Raw genomic sequence first — 20,388 nt, forward strand, 5'->3', positions numbered from 1 at the left:
GATCAACGTGACAGACATTCGATTCCTGCGCACTGCGTAACGCTCGCCCACACGGCCGTCGCTGCGAACGCCGCGACGACGAGCAATCCCACGCCGATGAACACCACGAGCCACATCCTCGGAAGTCGACGGGCGATCTCCGCCTCGGACAACTCGTCTTTGCGGAACACGGCCTCGTAGCGGGCGCGAACGAGCTTCAGCACGCGCCCGCGGAACAAGAGGATGATCGCGCCGCTGATGCCCGCGAACACCGAGAGAAACGAGGAGAGGACGGTGAGTGCATTCACAACTAGAGCTCTCGTCCGAAGATTCCGATGCCGATGCCCACGAGGCCGATGATCGTCAGCCACACGCCACAGAATCCGACCCAGAACGGGCTCGACGCGTTCGCCGTGGCACGCCCGATCGGTCCGCCGAGAGCACGCTGGGCATCCGCGAAAAACGTGAAGACCTTGACACTATGGCGCACCGTCAACGGCCCGCAGATGACGGCGACCAGCCCGATGGCAATCACGATGTAGTTCTCGATCGTCACTCAGTTCCTCCGATTGCCCGTGGCGTTCGAGCAGCATCCGGTCGCGCGTAACTGCACGATCCCCCGATTGGTAGACGATCGAACGGGCGGTTTATGACGCGACTCCGCGCAATTACCCCGTACTGAAGTCGACCAGATCCGAGAGGCGAACCCGATGCGCCTCGATCTTCCCCATGCGCGAGATCCCCATGAAAGGCAGGCGCCGCTCGGGCGGGATCACGAGCCGGAAGGGCCCGTTCATCAGCAGCGCGAACACCGCGCAGTCATACCAGGCGAGCGTCTGCCGGAGCGAAGCATCCTGCGCCCAGACGTGCACGACTAACCACGCCACAACCCGAAAGGAATCAGCACCCACAGCACAAGACCGCGGATGAGGAGGATCAGCAGGAGGGCGATGTTCTCGAAGAACTTCATGAGGGCTCGCCGTTTGGAGTTATTGGTCACGATGCGGGTCTCCTCATGAGTGCGAGGTGGAAAGTTCCCAACGGACCACCTGGTGGCCGATCGCGCGAAGGATGTCACCCAGCCACACGAGGCCGTATGACACAGCGGAGCCCGGCTCAGCGATGATCGAGTCGACGTTCGCCAGACTCTCGCTGAGTTGCCCGATCGTCAGCGTGTCCGGCTTGCTGCGCACGTCGTACACAGCTTCGTCGGGAATCGACCAGAAGTAGTCCTCGCGAAGCGCCACTTCGCCACCCTCGAGTTGCTCCAGATGCGCGAGCAAAACGGATGCCGCCGCCCGAAGCGTTGCGACGGACACGTGCAGTTCGTACGTCACGGTGTCTCCGTGATCAAGGAGAGACGGGCGACGATGCGAGGCTCGTCGTAGGTGAGCATGTCTTGGGGCCTCCGTGGCTCGTGCGCTGGTCGAGGGAGATGACGCGGAAGGGCTCCGCGTCGTACAAGGAGTGGATGATCATTTGCGCCGAGTCCGCGATCTCATGGATTCCGTGAGAGGAGATCTCCTCCGCCGACCCGAGATAGGGGCGCACGTTCTCGTCGCACACGAACGCGTTGAGAGGGTACGCGGATGCTCCCCACCTCATCAGACGGACCATCGCAGCGGCCTCAGCACGCAGTTCGGACCAATGGATTACGCGATCGTCGATAAAGCTGAGGCTCCCCTCGAATCCTGCGGGGCGAGACTCCTGAAGCGAGGGGTCCTGCCTGCGAGCGAGGTCGTCTTCGATGACCACGAGCCTCGCATGCTCCCGACGAAGGAGCCGCTAAGCTCAGCCTCGGACTCTCCGCGGCTGATGCCTCGCGATCTGTCGTCCAGCAGTTCGCCATCCGAACCTCTCGAAGAAGCGATGTCTCGGTCTCTCGGCGCGAGCACCACGGCGCTGAAGGGATCTTGGAGACGAGCGCGCATGAGTTGAGCGATCTCGTCCCCTGCTCGAGCGGCTGCAATGACCATCGCCTGGCCGCTTCGGCGGGCACGTGCACAGCACAACTGTCTCTCATCGCGGACCTTCCTTCACTTCACAGAGATTGATGCACTCGACGCAGTGGATGCATGCCATCGTGTTCAGCCACCCGAGAACAAAGAAGGCGCTGGAGAATAGGGCGAGCACCCCGACGACCAAACTTGCCGCTGCAAAATACACCTGACGCACATCATCAGGCGACAAATCGGGATCACTCTGGTCTCTGTCACGAGTTGATCGCACGAACGAGACGAGAATCCACACCGCCGCTCCAACTCCGATGACGCCGAGAAGAAGCGCCGCGGCGCCTGCGACCCCACTGGAGCGGTCGAGCCCCTCGAAGAATCGCTGGATCGATCGCGAGTGATGCTCCGAAGATTCGCTTCCAGCCGGCACCCACGCTGCGAGAAGACATGCCACACCCAGGCCCACCTGGATGATGCCAAGAAACGTCATCCCTCCCGCCGAGCCGGTTGAGATGCGCGCCGCACGCATGTTGCGCGCTATGCGCCGACGTCCGGCGATCGTGCCGACGCCCGAGACCAGGAGCAGCAGGCCCAGGGCCGACAACACGAGGGCGAACGGGATATGACGCGAGTCCGCCAACGACATCCGCCATCCGCTCAGAGGTGCTCGCTCAACTCGACGCGCAACCGCAGAAAAGCCGCCTAGCTCTTGCCTGTTTCGTAGTTCGCCCCGAACCGCGCGTTGACCCCGACGAGGTAGTCGTCGATCGCCTGTGCGTGGACGAGGCCTTCCGCTTCCACGGCGATCAGACACCGACGACAATTCCACCAACGCACCCAGATCCTGCAGCTCGCGCACGACGACGTCGCGGTGGCGGATCGCAGCGCGATCGAAGAAGGCCCTGCAGACATACCTTCCAAAGGCTGTCACGACCCCGCCGACAGCGCCGTCCGCGCCCGTCGACACGATGTCGCCGAGCGCCAGATCGTAGGTGAAGAACGGAATGCAACACTCCTCGCTACTTCCACAGTCCTGTTGCCGAGGATGGGCTCGAGTCGGAGATCAGCCCCGGAGCATGTCAAGCCGGGTCGCTGTCGTGTCGCGTGTTGGCGCGTTGCCTGCTCTCAGTGCGGCGCACCCATACGGTTCGCGAAAACTCCCAGCCGAGGCGGCGCTCCTGGATCGACCGCGAGCAAACGTACTCCGCCGCATACGAGTCACCCCAAGGCGTCCAAGGGTAGGGACAGCGATACTCCTCGCGATCAGTCGCAAGTGAAGAAAAGCCCTCGGCGAACAAGTAGAGCGACGGAGGCTCGTCAGAGGTGCCTTCATCTGGTTCTGCGAGGTTCGGCAACGTGGTGTCGACGCCGGAGGAATACCCGTAAGGCAAAGCTAGCCGTGCGCGAAGCGAAGGAAGCCTTCGCGCCACCGTCGAAAAGAGATCCAGAAGCTCGACTCGAGAGAGAACCCGGCCACCACAGATCTCATCGGTATGAGCACTGATGAAGAAACTAGGCGACCGTTCAAGTTCGACTGTCGCGTGGTTGATCCATTCTTGAAGCTGCGCACTAACCACGGGGGATCGCCCATCCGTTTCGTTGCAACCACGCGATCTGGTCGCGTGTCAGATTCGTCACGCCGTGCTTCCAGGTACCGTCGATGTTCAACGCGGCTCCATTCGAGAAGTGGACGTGCTGCTGCTCGCCCGTCACCTTACCGGTATCGACGCGTCGAATGCCGGTCGGAGCTTGCCCCCTATTGATCTGTTGATTTAGCTGATTCGGCGAAGCTGGCTTCGGCTCGCCCGCGTTGGAGCCGCCGCCCGTCGGACGAGGGGCATTGAGCATGATCCCGGTTCCACCCGCGACACCTGCGACTCCTGCGGCGAGACCGATGCCTCCGACGGTAATCGTTCCCGCGACGGCCAGAGTTCCACTGCCAGTAGCCACGGCTATGACCGCGACTGGCGCTGCGCATGCGCCTACCGAGGCAATGATGCACGCGGCCGCGATGGTTGTGAGAATCGCGCCACCGACGAGGAGGATCATGCCACCTACTCGAGGGTCGACGTCCGGACCCCACGTCGAGCCCGGCGCGGTGCTACAGGGCCGATCGAAGTAGGCCGAAGAACACGGCGTTTCCAAATGGACGATCGAAGCGAACTGACCCGACCGCGACGACGGCACGCTGACACCAGACAAGGGCGATCCGCCACCTCGTGACAGCGTGGCCGGGCGTCCACCCCCGCTTGTTCCCATGGAGTGCTTCGGCGCCGTCGGTCCGAACCGCTTACCGATGGCCGCCGCGATGCCGCCCTTCTTCACCGCGTACTTGGCATACGCCTTCGCGACGCCACCCTTGAGTCCGCCACCGATCGGCAGGAACCCGAGATAGTCGGAGAACGACACCGCCGAGTTCTCGACATACGCGAACCTGTTCAACGACTGCGGCCGCACCAACAGGCCGCGCCATTCGTCGGGCTGCACCCACGACCCGGTGGTGGTGTCGTAGTCGCGGGCGTAGTAGTGATCCAACCCGAGCGTCGCATCCCCCGGCTGTCCGTCGTTACCGACGATGGACGCCCACCCGGTGGACTCGAACCCGGCCGCACCGAAGTCCGTGTAGTCCACAAGATCGGTGATCCGGCCACCGGCATCCGCCGTCGCCGTCGTGTTGCGCGCATCACCCAACACCCAGGCGTCGTCATACGCACCCGTCTGGAACACGACCTCACCGGTCGGATCCCGCAACAGATCCGTCACGCCGTGCTGGGCGCTATCCGTCGCGACAGGCTCGAGCCCGTCCCACGTCGTCGACGTCGTATCCGACCCGAACGCCGTGGCACCCGTCACCGACGTGCGACGATCCAACCCGTCGTACGTGTACGACGTCGACCGGCCCTCGGTCTGCGTCGACAACAACCGCCCCGCCGGGTCATGACCGAACGACGTCGCGGTGCCGTTCACCGTCTGACCGGACCGGTTGCCCGCACCATCGAACGAGTACGACGCAGAACCCGCATTCGCACCCGTCGTCGTGGTCGACGTCAACTGACCGGCCTCGTTGAACACGGCCGTCAGCTTGCTGCTGCCCGCCTCGGAACCGTTCACGTTCCACGACGTGCGGTTACCCGCCTTGTCGTACCCGTACGTGTTCGTCTCACCATCGGATGCCTCCGAACGCGTCAGGCGACCCAGGTTGTCGTACGTGAAGGTGTGGGAGAGCGTCTCCACTGATTGCGTGGTGTCGTGGCGGCGAACTGCGACCGTCAGGCGAAGTCGACCAGAGAGATCCGGTGCGGGATGAGTTGATTCATCTGACCAATGCTTATGAACGAGGGCCGATGAGATGCAGAAATCATGAAACGAAATAGGCCGCTCGCAAGCGTCGCCGTCAAATTCAGGTCATACCATGATCGTGTCTGCTCAAACGAAGCGTGTTGAGCCCAGATGTGGATGGTCACCCAAGCCACGCCGCTAATCGGTAGCAAAAACCAAAGCAACAGCCCGCGCAGGATCAAGATCAAAAACCAGGCTACGCCTTCAAAAAACTTCATTACAGACCACCCAGGAAATCTTCGAGTCCACCATTGAACTCCGGAGCAATGCCAAGCACAATGTCGAGCGCCCACTGCGCCTTGGTCGTATTCACAAACGGCTCCTCCGATGCCTCCGTGATCTGTCTGGCACCGCGAATCGTGCGGTAGAAACCTGTTACCAATTGCGCAGCACCGACAAGCATGGCCGGCAACGCGATTGGTATGCCGAAAACAGTGGTCGTCGCGCCTGCCCCGCGCAGAAGCAAAGTTATCCCCGTACCCATTTTGATACTTCGATCAGGTAGTCCCGCTGACTCAAGCACCAGGGAGGAAAAAGAACCCTGAGTACAGAGCGAGGACGCCCAAGATCAAAAAGGTCGCCGCGAGGTAGACGCGCCGCAGGTCAGAAGGCGATGGTTGAAAGTCATCTCGCTCGCTCGCTCGAGCGGACCTCAGGAACGCGGCAATAAGCCAGACTGCAACTACTACTCCCCCAAAGCCGACGAGCGTTACAATAATTCCTAAGATTCCGCCGCCCTCGCCGAGATCTTCGAAGAGTCGCCGGATGGATCGCGAATGAATTTGAGTTGAATCCTGCCAAAAGGGGAGCCATGCCGCGGCCAGGCTGGCGAGCCCCAAAGCCACTTGCAACACCCCAAGCCAAGCAACGCCGCTTTCGGATGGCTTTGATGCACGGGCCGCCTGAATATTACGCGCGATCCGCCGCCGCCCAAGGACAACGCAGGTTCCCGCAACAATCAACAGCGCACCAAGAGCCGATAGAACTATTGCAAAAGGGTTATCCATTCCCGCTACTCGTCTCTCTGATCACTATCTTGACGCCATCATCCATATCAGGCCCATACCAAGCGAGACACCGTTCCCCACGAATGGAGGGGCGAAAACCGTGGCCGCTGTGGCCCCAGAAGTGTACAAGACCCCACCCCAGCACTTCGCATCCCAGCCATTACCTATGCAATCGGCTACGGACGAAGTCACCGCAAGTGGAAGTGCAACGATTCCTGCGATCTTCGAGATAGCGGCACCCACCACGCAGGCGTGTACACCGCCAAAACAAAGAACAGCTGCAGCTGTGCCGAGTCCGTTCAAAACCAATGAAGCACCACCTGTCCAACTAGACAATCCATTCCAGAAGTCGCGTTCCTGCTGGCGACGATTTTCGAGCACTTCCGTGGAGTGGCAGGCATCTGTGTATGGTCCGCTGACGTACGTCTCGTCTGGTTCGCAATCCTCCGGACCAGCATGCACGATCGAAATGAACTGTCCCGACCGGGACGCGGGCACACTCACGCCGGATGACGGCGATCCACCGCCTCGCGAGAGTATCGCCGGGCGCCCACCACCACTCGTGCCTATGGAGTGTTTCGGCGTCCTCGGTCCGACCTTCTTACGGACCGCGGCAGCGATGCCGCCCTTCTTCACGGCGTTCTTCGCATACGCCTTCGCGACGCCACCTTTGAGTCCGCCACCGATCGGCAGGAACCCGAGGTGGTCACTGAACGCCAGGGGCGAGTTCTCGACATAAGCGAACCGGTTCAACGACTGCGGCCGCACCAGCAGCCCGCGCCATTCGTCGGGCTGCACCCACGACCCGGTGGTGGTGTCGTAGTCGCGGGCGTAGTAGTGATCCAACCCGAGCGTCGCATCCCCCGGCTGTCCGTCGTTGCCGACGATGGATGCCCACCCGGTGGACTCGAACCCGGCCGCACCGAAGTCCGTGTAGTCCACAAGATCGGTGATCCGGCCCCCGGCATCCGCCGTCGCCGTGACGTTACGCATGTCACCGAGTGCCCAGGCGTCGTCGTACCCGCCCGTCTGGAACACGACCTCACCGGTCGGATCCCGCAACAGATCCGTCACGCCGTGCTGGGCGCTATCCGTCGCGACAGGCTCGAGCCCGTCCCACGTCGTCGACGTCGTGTCCGACCCGAACGCCGTGGCACCCGTCACCGACGTGCGACGATCCAACCCGTCGTACGTGTACGACGTCGACCGGCCCTCGGTCTGCGTCGACAACAACCGCCCCGCCGGGTCATGACCGAACGACGTCGCGGTGCCGTTCACCGTCTGACCGGACCGGTTGCCCGCACCATCGAACGAGTACGACGCAGAACCCGCATTCGCACCCGTCGTCGTGGTCGACGTCAACTGACCGGCCTCGTTGAACACGGCCGTCAGCTTGCTGCTGCCCGCCTCGGAACCGTTCACGTTCCACGACGTGCGGTTACCCGCCTTGTCGTACCCGTACGTGTTCGTCTCACCATCGGATGCCTCCGAACGCGTCAGGCGACCGAGATTGTCATAGACGAAGGCGTGGGTGAGAGTCTCGACCGTTTGCGGGGTGTCGGACCCTTCGACAGGCTCAGGAACCGACGGTTCCGCGATCTCGGGACCCGTGATCGTGCGGACCGAGTCCGTCACGCTCCCCGCGGCGTCGTACTCGTACGTGTACTCGAGTGACGCACCGGCGGGAACCGGCGACTCCACCTCGGGCAGCGTCCGTCGCTCGAGGTAGTCCCAGGTCTTCACACACGGCTTCTGCCCACCCGCCATCGGCGCCTGCCGCTCCGCCAGATACGACCCCACCGCACGACACTCCACCGCATCCGTCAGCAACGGCTCCGGCGCAGGCTCGACCACCGGCACGGACTCCGGCTCGGGCGTCTCGTGCCGCACCCGCGTCACCTGACCCAACACGTCGTACTCGAACGAGCTCGACACCTGATTCGGACGCTCGATCCCCACCAGCCGGCTCTCGGCATCCCACGCATATTCGACGACCCCCTCCGGCGTCGACTGCGTCGCCACATCACCGGCCGCATCGAACGAGTACGCGGTCTCGGTGCCATCCGGATACGTCAACGATTCGCGCAGACCCGCCGCCGTATACGTCGACGTCAGCGTGCCACCCCGCGTGTCCGTCTGCTCCAGCAGACGACCCACCTCGTCGTACACCCACCCGGTCGTTCCGGTCGGGTCGTCCATGACGATCGGCTGCTGCTCGCCGCTGTACTCGAACGACACGTCGCCGTCGGCACGCGTCAGCTTCGCGACATCACTGCGCTCGTCGTACGTGTACGCCGCCACGAGCCCGGCCGGATTCGACACCCGCGCCACGCGACCCGCATCGTCGTAGGCCGTGACGGTCTCGATGCCGGTCGGCCCGGTCTCGGTCGTCTGTCGCCCCGCCGCGTCGTAGGCGAAGGTCGTCTCGGCGCCCAGCGGGTTCGTGATCTTCTCGAGCAGACCCGTCGCGGTGTACGCGTACGCGGTCTTCACGTTCACGTCGGCTGCGGCATCCGCTCCGGCTTCGTACCCCTCGGTCACCCCGACGAGCTGGCCGGCCTTGTCGTAGGCGAACGCCGTCGCCTCGCCCACCGGATCGACCGCCAGCGTCTGCCGTCCGGCCTTGTCGTAGCCGTAGGTGCTCACGCCGCCCGCGGCATCCGTCACCGTCACCAGGCGCGACGCCTTGTCGTACGCGTACGTCGTGACCGCGCCGAGGGCATCGGTCTGCGACACCAACCGTCCGGCGGCGTCGTAGGCGTAGGTCGTGCGCACCCCACCGGGAGCGACGATCGCCGTCTGCTGCCCGTTGCGGTCGTACTCGATCGCGGTCGTGCGGCCATCGGCATCGAGGATGCTCGTGATCCGCCCCGCGGCGTCGTACGAGAACTCGGTGACCGCGCCGGTCGCATCGGTCTCGCTCAGCACCTGTCCGACAGCATCCACCGTGTACAGCGTCGGGTTGCCGTTGCGGTCGACGACGCCGATGAGGTTGCCATCGATGTCGTACAGGTACTCGGTATCGAACCCGGCGGGGTCGGTGACGAGCGTCACCCGATCCATCAGGTCGTACTCGTAGGTCGTCACGCCGCCGGCGGCATCGGTCTGCGAGACCAGGCGTCCGGCCGCGTCGTACTCCACCGACGATGACGCATCGGTCGCATCGGTCGTCGTGACCGCCCGGCCGAGGTCGTCGAGCGTCGAGATCGTCTCGGCCCCCAGCGGATCGACGGATGCCGTCTGCACTCCGGTCTCGTCGTACCGGCGCTCCCACTCCCCGCCGTGCGGGTCGATCACGCCCACCGTGCGGTAGGCCTCGTCGAGCACGAACGCGGTCGTGCCGCCCTCGGCATCCGACGATGCGGTCAGGTTGTCCTCGCCGTCGTAGGCGAACGTCGAGACGCCGCCCTCGGGGTCGGTCACCGTCACGAGGCGCGCGAGCGCATCCCACGTGTACCCGGTGACCGCGCCGAGCGGATCGGTCGCCGCGATCAGCTGCCCGTTGCCGTCGTACGCGTAGGTCGTGACCCCGCCCTCGGCATCCGTCGTCGAGGCGAGGCGGTCGCCCGCATCCCACGCGAACGACGAGACGCCGCCCGCCGCATCGGTCACCGTGGTGAGCCGGTTGCTCGCGTCGTAGGCGTAGGTCGTCACGCGACCGATCGCATCGGTCGACGAGGTCAGGTTGCCGCGCGCGTCGTACGCACACGTCGTGGCGGCGCCCGACGGCAGGATGCTGCGCGTCAGGTCACCCGCTGCGTCGTACTCGAACCGCACGGTCGTGCCGTCGGCCTGCTGCACCTCGGCGATCAGGCCCTGGGCGTTGTAGACGTTGGTCTCGGCGCGGTCGCCGTCGAGGTCGGTCACCGTCTCGACGTCTCCCCCGGCGGTGTAGGTGTACTCCGTGACGACGCCCGCGGGGTCGGTCTCGGTGAGCAGGTTGCCGTCGGCGTCGTAGGTGTATTCCCACGTGCGCCCGGCCTCGTCGGTGTGCGACGAGACGTTGCCGAGGTCGTCGAACTCCCACGTGGCCTTCTCGCCCGCGGTGTCGACGATGCCCGTGATGTGCTTCTGGTCGTCGTACTCGAAGACGGCCACGGCGCCCTCGTTGTCGGTGTACGTCGTCTCGCCGTCGGCGTAGGCGAAGGTGCGCACGTTGCTCTCGGCATCCAGCTGTCGCACCACCCGGCCGGCGTCGTCGTACTCGTTGACGAGATACGTGACGCCGTTTCCGTCGACGGCCGTCAGCATCCGGTGGTCGGCGTCGTAGGTGAACGACTGCACGGTGCCGTCGGCGCTGGTGATCGACATCAGGTCGCCGGCGTCGTTGTAGGCGAGGCCCCAGGTGCGGCCGTCAGGCAGCGTGAAGCCGGTGATGCGGCCGACGCCGTCGCTCGCCACCTGCACCGTCTGGCCGGCGGCATCGGTGATCGAGGTCAGCGGCGTGAACTGGTTCACGTCGGGGTCGCTCGGGCCGTAGGTGAGGGTCGTCGTGTTGCCCTGCCGGTCGACGTGCCGCGCGAGCTCGCCGATGCCCCAGAGGTCGGCCGCGTCGAAGACCCACGTCTCGCCCTCGTCGCTCGTGAGATTCAACTGGCCGTTGCCGCCCTCGGCGAGAGTGAGCCCGAGCCCCTCCTCGCCGGTGTAGCCGCCGGCACCGTCGCTCGCGAATACGAACGATGCTCCGTCGCCGCGCACCACCATGACCGAGTCGTCATCGAACCGCTGTGCTCTCGCACCCAGCCCGAACGTCCAGCCCGCACCGACCCGCGAGAGTCGGCCGTCCTGCGCGTTGTAAACGAGGTTCGCCGCGATCGACTGCGCGCCGGGGCCCGCCAGGTCGAACAGCGGGAACGACTCGACCAGGTTTCCGGTCGAGAACGACACCGGGTCGGCGCCGTAGGTCTGGTAGTTCTGGTAGCCCAGGTGGCGCCAGCGGGCGAGCTCGGCCTGCGACGGCGGCGAAGGCCATCCGCCCAGCACCGGGTCGGTGCAGTCGAAGCCGATCGACTCGAGATAGCCGCCGAGGCTGCGGAACGTGCCGTCGATGACGCTGCCGAAGCCCTGGTCGATCACCGGACGGTCGTAGTTGTGGTCGAGGAACAGCGTCTCGACGTGGGCATATGCCCCGGGCACCCCGCCGAACTGCGCGAACGGGAAGTTCGCGTTCGACGGCTCGATGTTCGATGGACGCCCCGTGTACGTCGGCATGTGGGTGACGAACGAATCGCGCAGCTGGTTGTCGGCGCCCGAGCCACGCGAGTAGGCCATGGTGCCGCCGTCGGACTCATTGCCCCATGCATAGCCCATCCAGGTCGCGAAGCCGAAGCTCACCGTGGCGACGGGGTTGGCGGATGCCGCGACGCCGGCGCGGGTGTCGCGGGAGACGAACGGCACACCGGCCGGACGCGTCAGCACCACCTGCGCCTTGCACTGGAGTGCAAGGTAGCTCGCGAGGCCCTCGACGAGGTTCCAGTTGTACGGGAACTCCGTCGCGGGGGCCGGCGTCTGCACGACGCCCTCGTCGTTGTCGGGGTCGAGCACCACGACCGGCCCGGGAGGAGCGACGAACGGGGTGCCGATCACGACGAACTGCGACAGGTGATCGGACTCGCCCTTGACCGTCTGCGTCTCGGCGTCGAAGTACGACGGCAGCTCGGTCCACGGGTCGCTCGGAGTCGAGCGCGTGTAGATGCGCAGGGTCGAGGTCTCGACATCGGCCTCTTCGACGCGCGCCATGTCGACGTCGAACTCGAGCGTGATGCCCGGGATCACGTCTTTCACGACCGGGCCGTGCTCGGGATCCTCGTCGGGCAGGTCGATCAGCTCGGCCGGGAAGCTCGTGACCTTCTCGCCGGCGTCGTTCAGCGCGACGATCTCGACCGGGTCGCTCACCACGATGCCTGCGGTGTCGACCGCGGCCGAACGACGCGCCTGCGCCTCGGACGGCGCCTCGGTCAGGCTGAGCGAGACCGGAGCCGCGAGGTCGTGACCCGAGAACGTCGCCTGCACGCCGAGCGCGTCGGAGGCGATGTCGGTCGGCTCGCCGGGAGCGAGATCGGATGCCGCGTCTGGGGCTTCGATCGGCTTCGAAGTGCCGGCGGGGGTGGCGTTGGCCGCGGTGGTCGCAGCCGCGTTCGCGGCTGTCGTCGCGATGCCGCCCTGTACGGCCGGGTTCTGGGCTTCGTCCGTCTCGGTCTCGTCGACTTCGCCGTCTTCATTCAGGCCGGCGGCGGCGTAGACCTTCTGCAGCACCTCGTTGCGGGCATGCTCCATGAGCTCTTGGGGCGTGAACGGGGCGGGAGCCACCGCACCGACACCGAGAACCAGCGCCGCGATCGCACTGACCGCGACGGACCTCGACCACATCAGCGACCAGCCTCGGTGGTGCCGTCGGGGTCGGGGTCGGTGTCGAGGGAGGCGTCGGCGTCGAGGGAGGCGTCGGCGTCGGGGGTGGTGTCGGGGGTGGGCTCGTCGGAAGAGGTAGCGGCGTCGAGCTCGTCGAACACCTCAAGGTCGTCCGCGGCCTCGGGGGCTGCATCCGACTCGGCATCGGTGTCGGAGCCGACCGGTGTTTCGGCATCCGTCTCGGTGTCAGCCGGCGCTTCGGCATCCGCCCCGGCATCCGATTCCGCGTCGAGGTCCGCGCCCGCAGCCGCGTTGCGGCGGCGCTGCCAGATCCACAGACCGAGGCCGCCGCCGATGAGCACGACGGCGAGGATGATGATCCAGAGCGCGATCGTGCCACCCGTGATGGCGAGGTCGTCGATACGCACGACGCAGGCGGCGAGTTCGGCGGCGTCCGAGACGCCGTTGCCGTCGTAGTCCTCCGAGCCGTCGGCGCAGGTGCGGGTGCCGCAGATCACGAACTCGACCCAGTCGCCGATGCGGTCGCCGTCGGCGTCTTCGAGCGAGTTCGAGCAGGTGTCGGTGCCGCAGACGAGGCGCTCGGCGAAGTCGGGGATGCCGTCCTTGTCGCGGTCGGCTGTCGGCGAGGCGCACGTGGTGGTGCCGCACGAGAGCACCTCGGTCCAGTCGGGGATGCCGTCGCCGTCGGTGTCTTCGGTGCCGTCGGCGCAGGTCGCGGTGCCGCACACCTGGCGCTCGACGACGTCGGGGATGCTGTCGCCGTCGGAATCCTTCTCGTCCGCCGAGGCGAACACCGGTGCGGTTGCGACACTCGCAACCATGGTCTCGGTGGAGACGGGTTCGACCGCCTGCGCCATAACGGGTGTCGACATCAGCGACACGAGTGCGACGGCTCCGACGATTGCGCGCGCGACGATTCGTCGCACAGAGTGCTGGACCAAAGTCATCCCCCCGGATGCTCACAGGCGCTTCATATGCGCCGCTCTGGGGATTCACAGTGGCGTACCGGTCGGCTCATTTGCAAGCCGAAATGCGCGACACGCCGGGTCCAGAAAAAAGATTCCGTTTTCGCGTCATAAAACGCGTGTTGCCTCGTCTTGGCGATAGCACGAGCACTTTCTCACGGTGCCCCTTTTGGCACATTGGTATATCGGCAGCGTGCTTTCCCGCGGGTCTCCGCTACGTCATCCGCGCGCTTTCCCGCTCTCCAGTCGCTCGAATGGCCGGAATGAGCACCCAAATCAACCACTCATGCGACCGGAACAACCTCTTCGACCACTCCTGCGACCGGAGCAACCGCGACCGCACAACTTCGGAGTTGCAGAGCGACACCCCGACGAACGGATGCCGCGACGGGCGCGTCGCGTCAGAGCTCCGAAGTTGTGCGGGGCGGGACCCACGAGACACACCCCGGGTACGAGAAAACCCCCGCCGCTCTCGCGACGGGGGTTTCACCTGCTGTGCGCCCGAAGGGACTCGAACCCCTAACCTTCTGATCCGTAGTCAGATGCTCTATCCATTGAGCTACGGGCGCCCAGCCCGCTCAGCGGGCCGTGGAATAGCCTACATGAGACTCGACGCGAAAGCGAAACGAGCCGGGTCAGGCCGTCTCGTCCGCCCCGTCTTCGGCGTCGTCCTGCTTCTTCCGGAGCTTCGCCTTGGCGCGCTGCCTCGATGAGAGCGCCTGCAGATCGACGAGCCGCAGCGCCTGCATCCGCGCCTCGCGCATGCGGGAGTAGTCGGGGTCCTGGTCGGGACGCATCCCCTCGACGCGCAGTCGGCGGTCGAGGTTGTGCCGCACGTCGGACCACGCACCCTCACGTGCCTCTTCGACCATCGCGCGGAGCTGCTCGGGGTCGTCCATCATCTCGCGCAGTTTCGCAGCGACACCGCTCGACTGCTTCGCCCGCCGTCGCAGGTTGCGCACGTCACGGTCGCGGTAGTCGTGCGTGCCGCGCGGATCGGAGTGCCGACCACGCGCGCGCTTGCGCAGGGCGGTGACGTTCTCGGCCGCCGCCTCGGACTCCTCGGCCATCGCTCGCAACGCCTCGCGCGCGTCGGCGATGTACTTCTCGGTGTCGAAGGCGCCGCCCTCGGCGATCGTGCCGACGAGGATGTGGTTCTTGATCGCGAGGCGCGCCGCAGCGGTCGCGATCGCGACGCCTTCGGCGATGGCATCCGCTGTTCGTCCCACCGGAACCTCCTCCCTTCGAGCGTACCCGTATCGCCCGCGCCGAACCTCGGACACAATGGGGGAAAACCGCTCGTCTCGCCCTCGAGGAGTATGCATGCGGCCACTGACATTGCCCGGGAGTACGACGGTGATCACCGGAGCGGCCAGCGGCATGGGCGCCGAGGTCGCCCGCCAGCTCGCCGCCTCCGGCGCGCACCTCGCCCTCATCGATCACAACGCCGATGCGCTGCAGGCCCTCTCGACCGAACTCGCCGGCCCACGCAACCCGAGCGCCCCACCGGTCACCACCCACGTGGTCGACCTGCGCGACGACGTGGCGGTGTTCGCGACGGCATCCGACATCATCGCCGCCCACCCTCGGATCACCGCGCTCATCACCTGCGCCGGGTCGTCGATGCTCGGCGACATCGACCAGCTCACGATGGAGGAGATGCGCTGGCTCACCGACGTGAACCTGTGGGGCACGGTGTCGATCACGAAGGCGCTCCTGCCCGCGCTTCGCCGCGCCCCCGCCGCCCACATCACCCACCTCGCGAGCGTCTACGCCCTCGCCGCCCCGGCGGGTCGCATCCCCTACGCACTGAGCAAATACGCCGTGCGCGGGTTCTCGGAGGCCCTGCGGCACGAGCTCCAGGGCAGCACGGTGTCGGTCGGCGCGGTGTATCCGGCGGGGGTGCGCACGGGCATCATCCTGCATGGTCGGTACGCCGCCGCGATCCCGCCGGCCATCGCCGATCGGGCCGCTGCCGCACAGGCCGCGATGTACCACACCGAACCCGCGGATGCCGCGGCGCGCATCGTGCGCGCGACCGTCCGTCGCCGGGCGCGCACCATGATCGGGCGCGAGGCCCGACTCATCGACGTGCTCACGCGCCTCTCGCCCACCGGCTACTGGCGCGTCATGCGCGGGCCGTTGCGCGAGGCGATCGACACGACGACGCCGATCGAATGAGCACGGCGAACGTGCTCACCGCACCGCGCCGACCCAGATTCCCGACGCCCACGCCTGCTGATCGCCGTCGCACCCGACATCGCCCGGATACCCGCGCACGACCGCCATGCAGTTCGCGAGGAACTCGGGGTCTCCTCCGAACATCGACTGGTACGAGCCCGAGGCGTTGAGCGCACCCCACACCTGGAACTGGTAGATGTGCGCGAGCTCGTGCGCCATGGCCCACTGCAGGCGGCCACTGCTCCAGTTCGCGATGTCGGCGCGGTATTTGATGTAGCCGCCGCTGTTCGCGCACGCCGGCGCCGTGCCGCCCGCGCACGACGACGATTCGTACAGGCCGACGCCCGCGCCGCCCACCTGGTCGAGGGCTGCACGCACCCGCGCGTAGCCGTCCGGGCCGCTCGTGCTCGACGCCGGCCCCGCCGGACCGGCGGTGACGATCTGCGCCGCCTGCCACCCGGCGACCTCTTCGCCGACCTTCTCGGTGAGCGCGTGAACCGTGGCGGTGGCCGCGACGATCACCGCGGGATCCGACCGCTCGGCGAGCACGGTCTGCTGCGCGTTCAAAGCGGATGCGCGGTGCGCCGCCGTGTCGACCTTGCCGTCCGCCCCCTCCAATGCCGTGGAGAGGGCGGCGATCTCATCGACGAAGGCGGGACGCACCTCGAGTACCGCGTCGCGGTCGGCAGCATCCTCTTCGGCGCGTTCGACGGCCCCTTCGAGATAAGCGGTGCGCGCGGCGGAGGTGTTCGCGCGCTCGGTGACGGCGATGAGTTCCTCGGCCGTCTCGGCGCGCTCCGCCTCGAGAGCGGCAGCGCGATCCACCACCGCACCGGCGACCAGGATCGCGGCCGCGATCGTCACCGCCATCGCGCGCCGGATCACTGCTTGAATCCCGTGGTGTCGGTGAGCGCGGCATCCTGCTCGGCGATGTGCGAACGCAGGGCCGTCAGCCGGCGGGCGAGGCCGAGGTTGTCGTCACCGATGTCGTCGAGACGCTCGGTGGTCTGCTCGACGCGGTCGTGCAACTGCGCGACCTCGGCTGCGCGCTGCTGGTCGGCGAGCACGACGATCGTCGCTCCCCCGATCACCAACAGACCCCCGACGACGACGGCTACGCCTCGCATACCGCTCCCCAGAGAACGCGAACACACCCAACAGGCCCAATATAGCGGTGTGCCGGAGCCTGGTGAGGGCGATATGCGGCGGACCGGGCCGTCGACGCAGTTCGTAACTCCGGAGATATCGCGCCGGCCCCGTCGATAAGCCCCCTCTTCAGGCCCGCAGCCGGATTTCTCCGGAGTTATGCACACTCTCCGCCCGAGGCTCGGCGCGAAGGTGTCACCGTACGACCTCAGCCGCGAGCCAGCCGCCGCTCGGCCGCGAGCCGGCCGCTCGCGAGGTGCTGCGGGATCAGCGTGCGCAGCGCCTCGGAGTCGCGGGCCGCCATCGCCTCGAAGATGATGCGATGCTCCTCGGCCATGGCCACGAGGTCGTCGTGCTGACCGAACAGCCACTGCAGCCGCGTGAGGAAGACACTGATGAGCTCGTTGAGCATGTCGTTGCCGGCGAGGCGCGCCGCGATCTCGTGGAAGTCGCCCGCCGCGATCCGGGCACCTTCGGCATCGCCCGCGAGCGCCGCCGCCATCTCACGCTCGTAGACGAGGCGCATGCGCTCGATGCCGTCATCGTCATGGCGCTCGGCGGCGAACACGAAGATCAGGGTCTCGATCGCCTCGCGCACCTCGGCGAAGTCCTGGATGTCCTGGTGCGTGAACTCACGCACCACGGCCCACGTGCGAGGCCGTGCGACAACGACTCCCTCCGACACGAGAACGCGAATGGCCTCGCGCACGGGCAGCCGCGAGACGTGCAGCTCGGCGGCGATGTCGCGTTCGACGAGTCGCGAACCCGGGGCGCGCCGACCCAGCACGATGTCGTCGCGCAGTATGCGCGTCACTCGCACCGACTCCAGCTCGGTAGCCCCCGCCCCCGTCATTCCGGCAGTCTTGCACTCGGAACAGCGATTCGCCAACTTTGGTATCCCACGGCGAGAATATTCAGCTGAATGAGACGGGGGACGGATGCGGCCGCATCCGTCCCCCGTTGTGAAATCGATCTCGGCTCAGGGCAGGCGATTCGCCTTCGCCAGGTTCGCCTCGAGCTCGGCCGCGTTCTGCCGCACGACGTACGCCGGACGGTCGCGCTCGACCCGCCACGACTCGCTGAGCGGGCCGATGTTGACGGTGTCGAATCCGATCTCGTCGTAGAACTTCGTCACGAAGGCGACGGCCTCGTCGTCGCCCGCGGTCGCGAGAGCGCGGCGGTCCGGCGTGCCGGCCGGCGTGCCGTCAGACGTGATGTCGGCGGCCATGATGTGGTTGAACGCCTTGGCGATTCGCGAGGTGGGCAGGTGCGCCTGCACGATCTCCGACGTCGTGGTCTCGCCCCTGTCGAGCGCGTCGATGTGGCCGTCGCGCTCGAAGTAGTAGTTGTTCGTGTCGAGCACGATCTTGCCGGCGAGTGGTTCGACCGGCACGTCACCGATCGCCTTGAGCGGCACCGTCACCACGACGACATCGCCCGCCGCGCCCGCTTCGACGGCGGTCCCCGCCTTCGCCTTCGGACCCAGCTCGTCGATGAGATCCGTGAGGGTCTCGGGTCCGCGCGAGTTCGCGATCACGACGTCGTAGCCGGTGGCGACGGCCGCGCGAGCGACCTGGGCGCCGATGTTTCCTGCACCGATGATTCCGATAGTGGTCATGATGAGGCCAACGCCCACCGCCCGCGGGTATTCCGAAGAGTCGCCCGATGACGGCGGCTCCGCCCTAGGCGGAGGGCGACCGCGTCGACTTCTGCAGAGCGTCTTCGGCGGCCACCCACGCGAGCATTGCGCACTTCACGCGGGCCACGTACTTCGAGACCCCGCCGAGCGCCGCCGCGTCGCCGAGAAGCTCCTCGTCGGGTTCGATCTTGCCGCGCGAGCGCATCGCCTCGCGGAAGGCCGCGATGCGCAGGTCGAGGTCGTCGACCGAGAGCCCTTCGGCGAGTTCGGCGAGCAGCGAGGCGGAGGCCTGCGAGATCGCGCACCCGTGCCCCTCCCACGCGATCGCTTCGACCGTCCCGTCTGCCGCACGGTGCACCTGCACGGTGACCTCGTCGCCGCAGGTGGGATTGACCTGGTGCGACTGCGCGAGAACCTCGCCGCGCAGACCGAACCCGTGCGGCGTGCGCGAATGGTCGAGGATGAGCTCCTGGTACAGGTTCTGCAGGTCGCCGGACGTCATGAGCGTGCTCCGAAGAAGTCGATGGCCGCAGCGACGCCGTCGATCACGGCATCCACCTCGGCGTCGGTCGTGTAGAGGTACGTGCTGGCCCGGGTCGACGAGGTCACGCCCAGACGGCGATGCAGCGGCTGAGCGCAGTGGTGCCCGACGCGCACGGCGATGCCGCGGTCGTCGAGGAACTGACCGACGTCGTGCGAATGGATGCCGGTGACGTCGAAGCTCGCGAGCCCCACGCGCGGCAGTGCGATGCCCGCGCCGAGCACCCGCACGCCGTCGATCGCGCCGAGACCGTCGAGCAGACGCGCGCCGAGCTGCGCTTCGTGGGCGGCGATCCGCGGCATCCCCACCTCGGTCAGGTAGTCGATCGCCGCGGCCAGCGCGATGGCCTGCGAGACGCGCTGCGTGCCTGCCTCGAACCGCTGGGGTGGAGGCAGGTACTCGGCCTCGGTGGTGGTGACGGTGGTGATCATCGAACCGCCGGTGAGGAACGGCGGCATGATCTCGAGCAGCTCACGACGACCGTAGAGCGCGCCGACGCCCGTGGGTCCGAGCATCTTGTGCCCCGAGAGCACGGCGAAGTCGACGTCGAGCGCGCGCACGTCGAGCGGCAGGTGCGGGGCCGACTGGCAGGCGTCGAGCATCACGAGCGCGCCGACCTCGCGGGCGCGGGCGATCACCCGCTCGACCGGGTTGATGACTCCGAGCACATTCGAGACATGGGTGACGGCGACGAGCCTGGCGCGGTGGGTGATGTGCTCGGAGAGAGCATCGAGGCGCAACGCACCGTCGTCGTCGAGCGGAATCACCCGCAGGGTCGCGCCGGTGCGCGCCGCCAGCTCCTGCCACGGGATGAGGTTGGCGTGGTGCTCCATCTCGGTCGTGACGATCTCGTCGCCCGCGCGCAGGCGGAGCGGTTCGGCCGCTGCTCCCCCGCGCCCGATGGAGGCGTTCGAGAACGAGTACGCGACGAGGTTGAGCGCCTCGGTGGCGTTCGAGGTCCAGACGATCTCGTCGTCGTCGGCCCCGATGAAACGAGCGACGGTGGCCCGCGCGTCCTCGAACAGCTCGGTGGCCTCCGCTGCCAGGGTGTGCGCGCCGCGGTGAACGGCGGAGTTGAACCGGATCGCGAATTCGCGCTCCGCGTCGAGCACCGCGAACGGGCGCTGCGAGGTCGCCCCCGAATCGAGGTAGGCGAGCGGATGCCCGTTCACCTCGCTCGCGAGGATCGGGAAGTCCGCGCGCAGGCGGAGCACCTCGTCGTCGCTCAGCGGAATGGCCGGGGCGGTGAGGGACGACGTGCTCATCCTTC

At 66.7% G+C, this 20,388-nt stretch carries 19 protein-coding genes, 1 tRNA gene and 1 pseudogene; 1 reads left to right on the forward strand and 20 read right to left on the reverse strand.

Annotated features, from left to right (window positions below; translation table 11 throughout):
• Window positions 1–2: 2 nt before the first annotated feature.
• The 14 genes and pseudogenes from ACIPVN_RS06940 to ACIPVN_RS07005 form a co-directional block, all read right to left on the reverse strand.
• Window positions 3–287, reverse strand: coding sequence for a hypothetical protein (locus ACIPVN_RS06940; RefSeq protein ID WP_400441260.1), 285 nt, complete (start codon window positions 285–287; stop codon window positions 3–5).
• A 2-nt stretch (window positions 288–289) separates the two neighbouring features.
• A complete protein-coding gene (locus tag ACIPVN_RS06945; protein ID WP_400441263.1) occupies window positions 290–535 on the reverse strand; it encodes a hypothetical protein in 246 nt (81 codons plus the stop codon).
• Between the two features lie 112 nt (window positions 536–647).
• Complete coding sequence (locus tag ACIPVN_RS06950; RefSeq protein ID WP_400441266.1) at window positions 648–851, reverse strand: hypothetical protein; 204 nt, start codon at window positions 849–851, stop codon at window positions 648–650.
• A gap of 2 nt (window positions 852–853) precedes the next feature.
• Window positions 854–979 carry a hypothetical protein gene (locus tag ACIPVN_RS06955; RefSeq protein WP_400441268.1) on the reverse strand — a complete coding sequence of 42 codons (126 nt, stop codon included), beginning with the start codon at window positions 977–979 and terminating at the stop codon, window positions 854–856.
• Window positions 980–992: 13 nt separating this feature from the next.
• Window positions 993–1,316 (reverse strand): hypothetical protein, encoded by a 324-nt coding sequence (locus ACIPVN_RS06960; RefSeq protein WP_400441271.1) that lies wholly within the window; start codon window positions 1,314–1,316, stop codon window positions 993–995.
• A gap of 682 nt (window positions 1,317–1,998) precedes the next feature.
• Complete coding sequence (locus tag ACIPVN_RS06965) at window positions 1,999–2,577, reverse strand: hypothetical protein (RefSeq protein WP_400441274.1); 579 nt, start codon at window positions 2,575–2,577, stop codon at window positions 1,999–2,001.
• 180 nt (window positions 2,578–2,757) lie between these two features.
• Window positions 2,758–2,937, reverse strand: a pseudogene (locus ACIPVN_RS06970) (DUF4265 domain-containing protein); the annotation flags it as partial.
• 563 nt (window positions 2,938–3,500) lie between these two features.
• On the reverse strand, window positions 3,501–5,165 hold the full coding sequence (locus tag ACIPVN_RS06975) for an RHS repeat domain-containing protein (protein WP_400441277.1): 1,665 nt from the start codon (window positions 5,163–5,165) through the stop codon (window positions 3,501–3,503).
• Window positions 5,166–5,200: 35 nt separating this feature from the next.
• Complete coding sequence (locus ACIPVN_RS06980) at window positions 5,201–5,488, reverse strand: hypothetical protein (protein WP_400441280.1); 288 nt, start codon at window positions 5,486–5,488, stop codon at window positions 5,201–5,203.
• Complete coding sequence (locus ACIPVN_RS06985; protein ID WP_400441282.1) at window positions 5,488–5,754, reverse strand: hypothetical protein; 267 nt, start codon at window positions 5,752–5,754, stop codon at window positions 5,488–5,490. The genes ACIPVN_RS06980 and ACIPVN_RS06985 overlap by 1 nt, the downstream gene beginning before the upstream one ends.
• A 547-nt stretch (window positions 5,755–6,301) precedes the next feature.
• Complete coding sequence (locus tag ACIPVN_RS06990; RefSeq protein ID WP_400441284.1) at window positions 6,302–12,646, reverse strand: RHS repeat-associated core domain-containing protein; 6,345 nt, start codon at window positions 12,644–12,646, stop codon at window positions 6,302–6,304.
• The gene (locus ACIPVN_RS06995; RefSeq protein WP_400441287.1) at window positions 12,646–13,518 is read right to left on the reverse strand and encodes a hypothetical protein; all 873 of its coding nucleotides are present in this window, start codon (window positions 13,516–13,518) and stop codon (window positions 12,646–12,648) included. The genes ACIPVN_RS06990 and ACIPVN_RS06995 overlap by 1 nt, the downstream gene beginning before the upstream one ends.
• A gap of 589 nt (window positions 13,519–14,107) precedes the next feature.
• A tRNA-Arg gene (locus ACIPVN_RS07000) sits at window positions 14,108–14,180 on the reverse strand.
• A gap of 66 nt (window positions 14,181–14,246) precedes the next feature.
• Entirely contained in the window at window positions 14,247–14,840 is a 594-nt protein-coding gene (locus ACIPVN_RS07005) for an asparagine synthase (protein ID WP_400441289.1), read from the reverse strand.
• A gap of 94 nt (window positions 14,841–14,934) precedes the next feature.
• Here ACIPVN_RS07005 and ACIPVN_RS07010 point away from each other — a divergent pair, with 94 nt between their 5' ends.
• Window positions 14,935–15,792 (forward strand): SDR family NAD(P)-dependent oxidoreductase, encoded by an 858-nt coding sequence (locus ACIPVN_RS07010; RefSeq protein ID WP_400441291.1) that lies wholly within the window; start codon window positions 14,935–14,937, stop codon window positions 15,790–15,792.
• A 15-nt stretch (window positions 15,793–15,807) separates the two neighbouring features.
• On the opposite strand, the gene ACIPVN_RS07015 is transcribed toward ACIPVN_RS07010, so the two are convergent.
• From ACIPVN_RS07015 to ACIPVN_RS07040, 6 genes are all read right to left on the reverse strand, one after another.
• Entirely contained in the window at window positions 15,808–16,662 is an 855-nt protein-coding gene (locus ACIPVN_RS07015; RefSeq protein WP_400441293.1) for a hypothetical protein, read from the reverse strand.
• A gap of 11 nt (window positions 16,663–16,673) precedes the next feature.
• A complete protein-coding gene (locus ACIPVN_RS07020) occupies window positions 16,674–16,919 on the reverse strand; it encodes a hypothetical protein (RefSeq protein WP_400441295.1) in 246 nt (81 codons plus the stop codon).
• Between the two features lie 227 nt (window positions 16,920–17,146).
• Complete coding sequence (locus tag ACIPVN_RS07025; protein ID WP_400441298.1) at window positions 17,147–17,752, reverse strand: GntR family transcriptional regulator; 606 nt, start codon at window positions 17,750–17,752, stop codon at window positions 17,147–17,149.
• Window positions 17,753–17,917: 165 nt separating this feature from the next.
• Window positions 17,918–18,574, reverse strand: a complete 657-nt coding sequence (locus ACIPVN_RS07030) for an NADPH-dependent F420 reductase (protein WP_400441300.1) — start codon at window positions 18,572–18,574, stop codon at window positions 17,918–17,920.
• A 46-nt stretch (window positions 18,575–18,620) separates the two neighbouring features.
• Entirely contained in the window at window positions 18,621–19,079 is a 459-nt protein-coding gene (gene sufU / locus ACIPVN_RS07035) for a Fe-S cluster assembly sulfur transfer protein SufU (RefSeq protein WP_400441303.1), read from the reverse strand.
• On the reverse strand, window positions 19,076–20,383 hold the full coding sequence (locus tag ACIPVN_RS07040; RefSeq protein ID WP_400441306.1) for a cysteine desulfurase: 1,308 nt from the start codon (window positions 20,381–20,383) through the stop codon (window positions 19,076–19,078). Before ACIPVN_RS07040 ends, sufU begins: the two co-directional genes overlap by 4 nt.
• Between the last annotated feature and the right edge of the window lie 5 nt (window positions 20,384–20,388).

This window comes from Microbacterium sp. NPDC090003, from assembly GCF_044748385.1.
Lineage (GTDB): Bacteria > Actinomycetota > Actinomycetes > Actinomycetales > Microbacteriaceae > Microbacterium.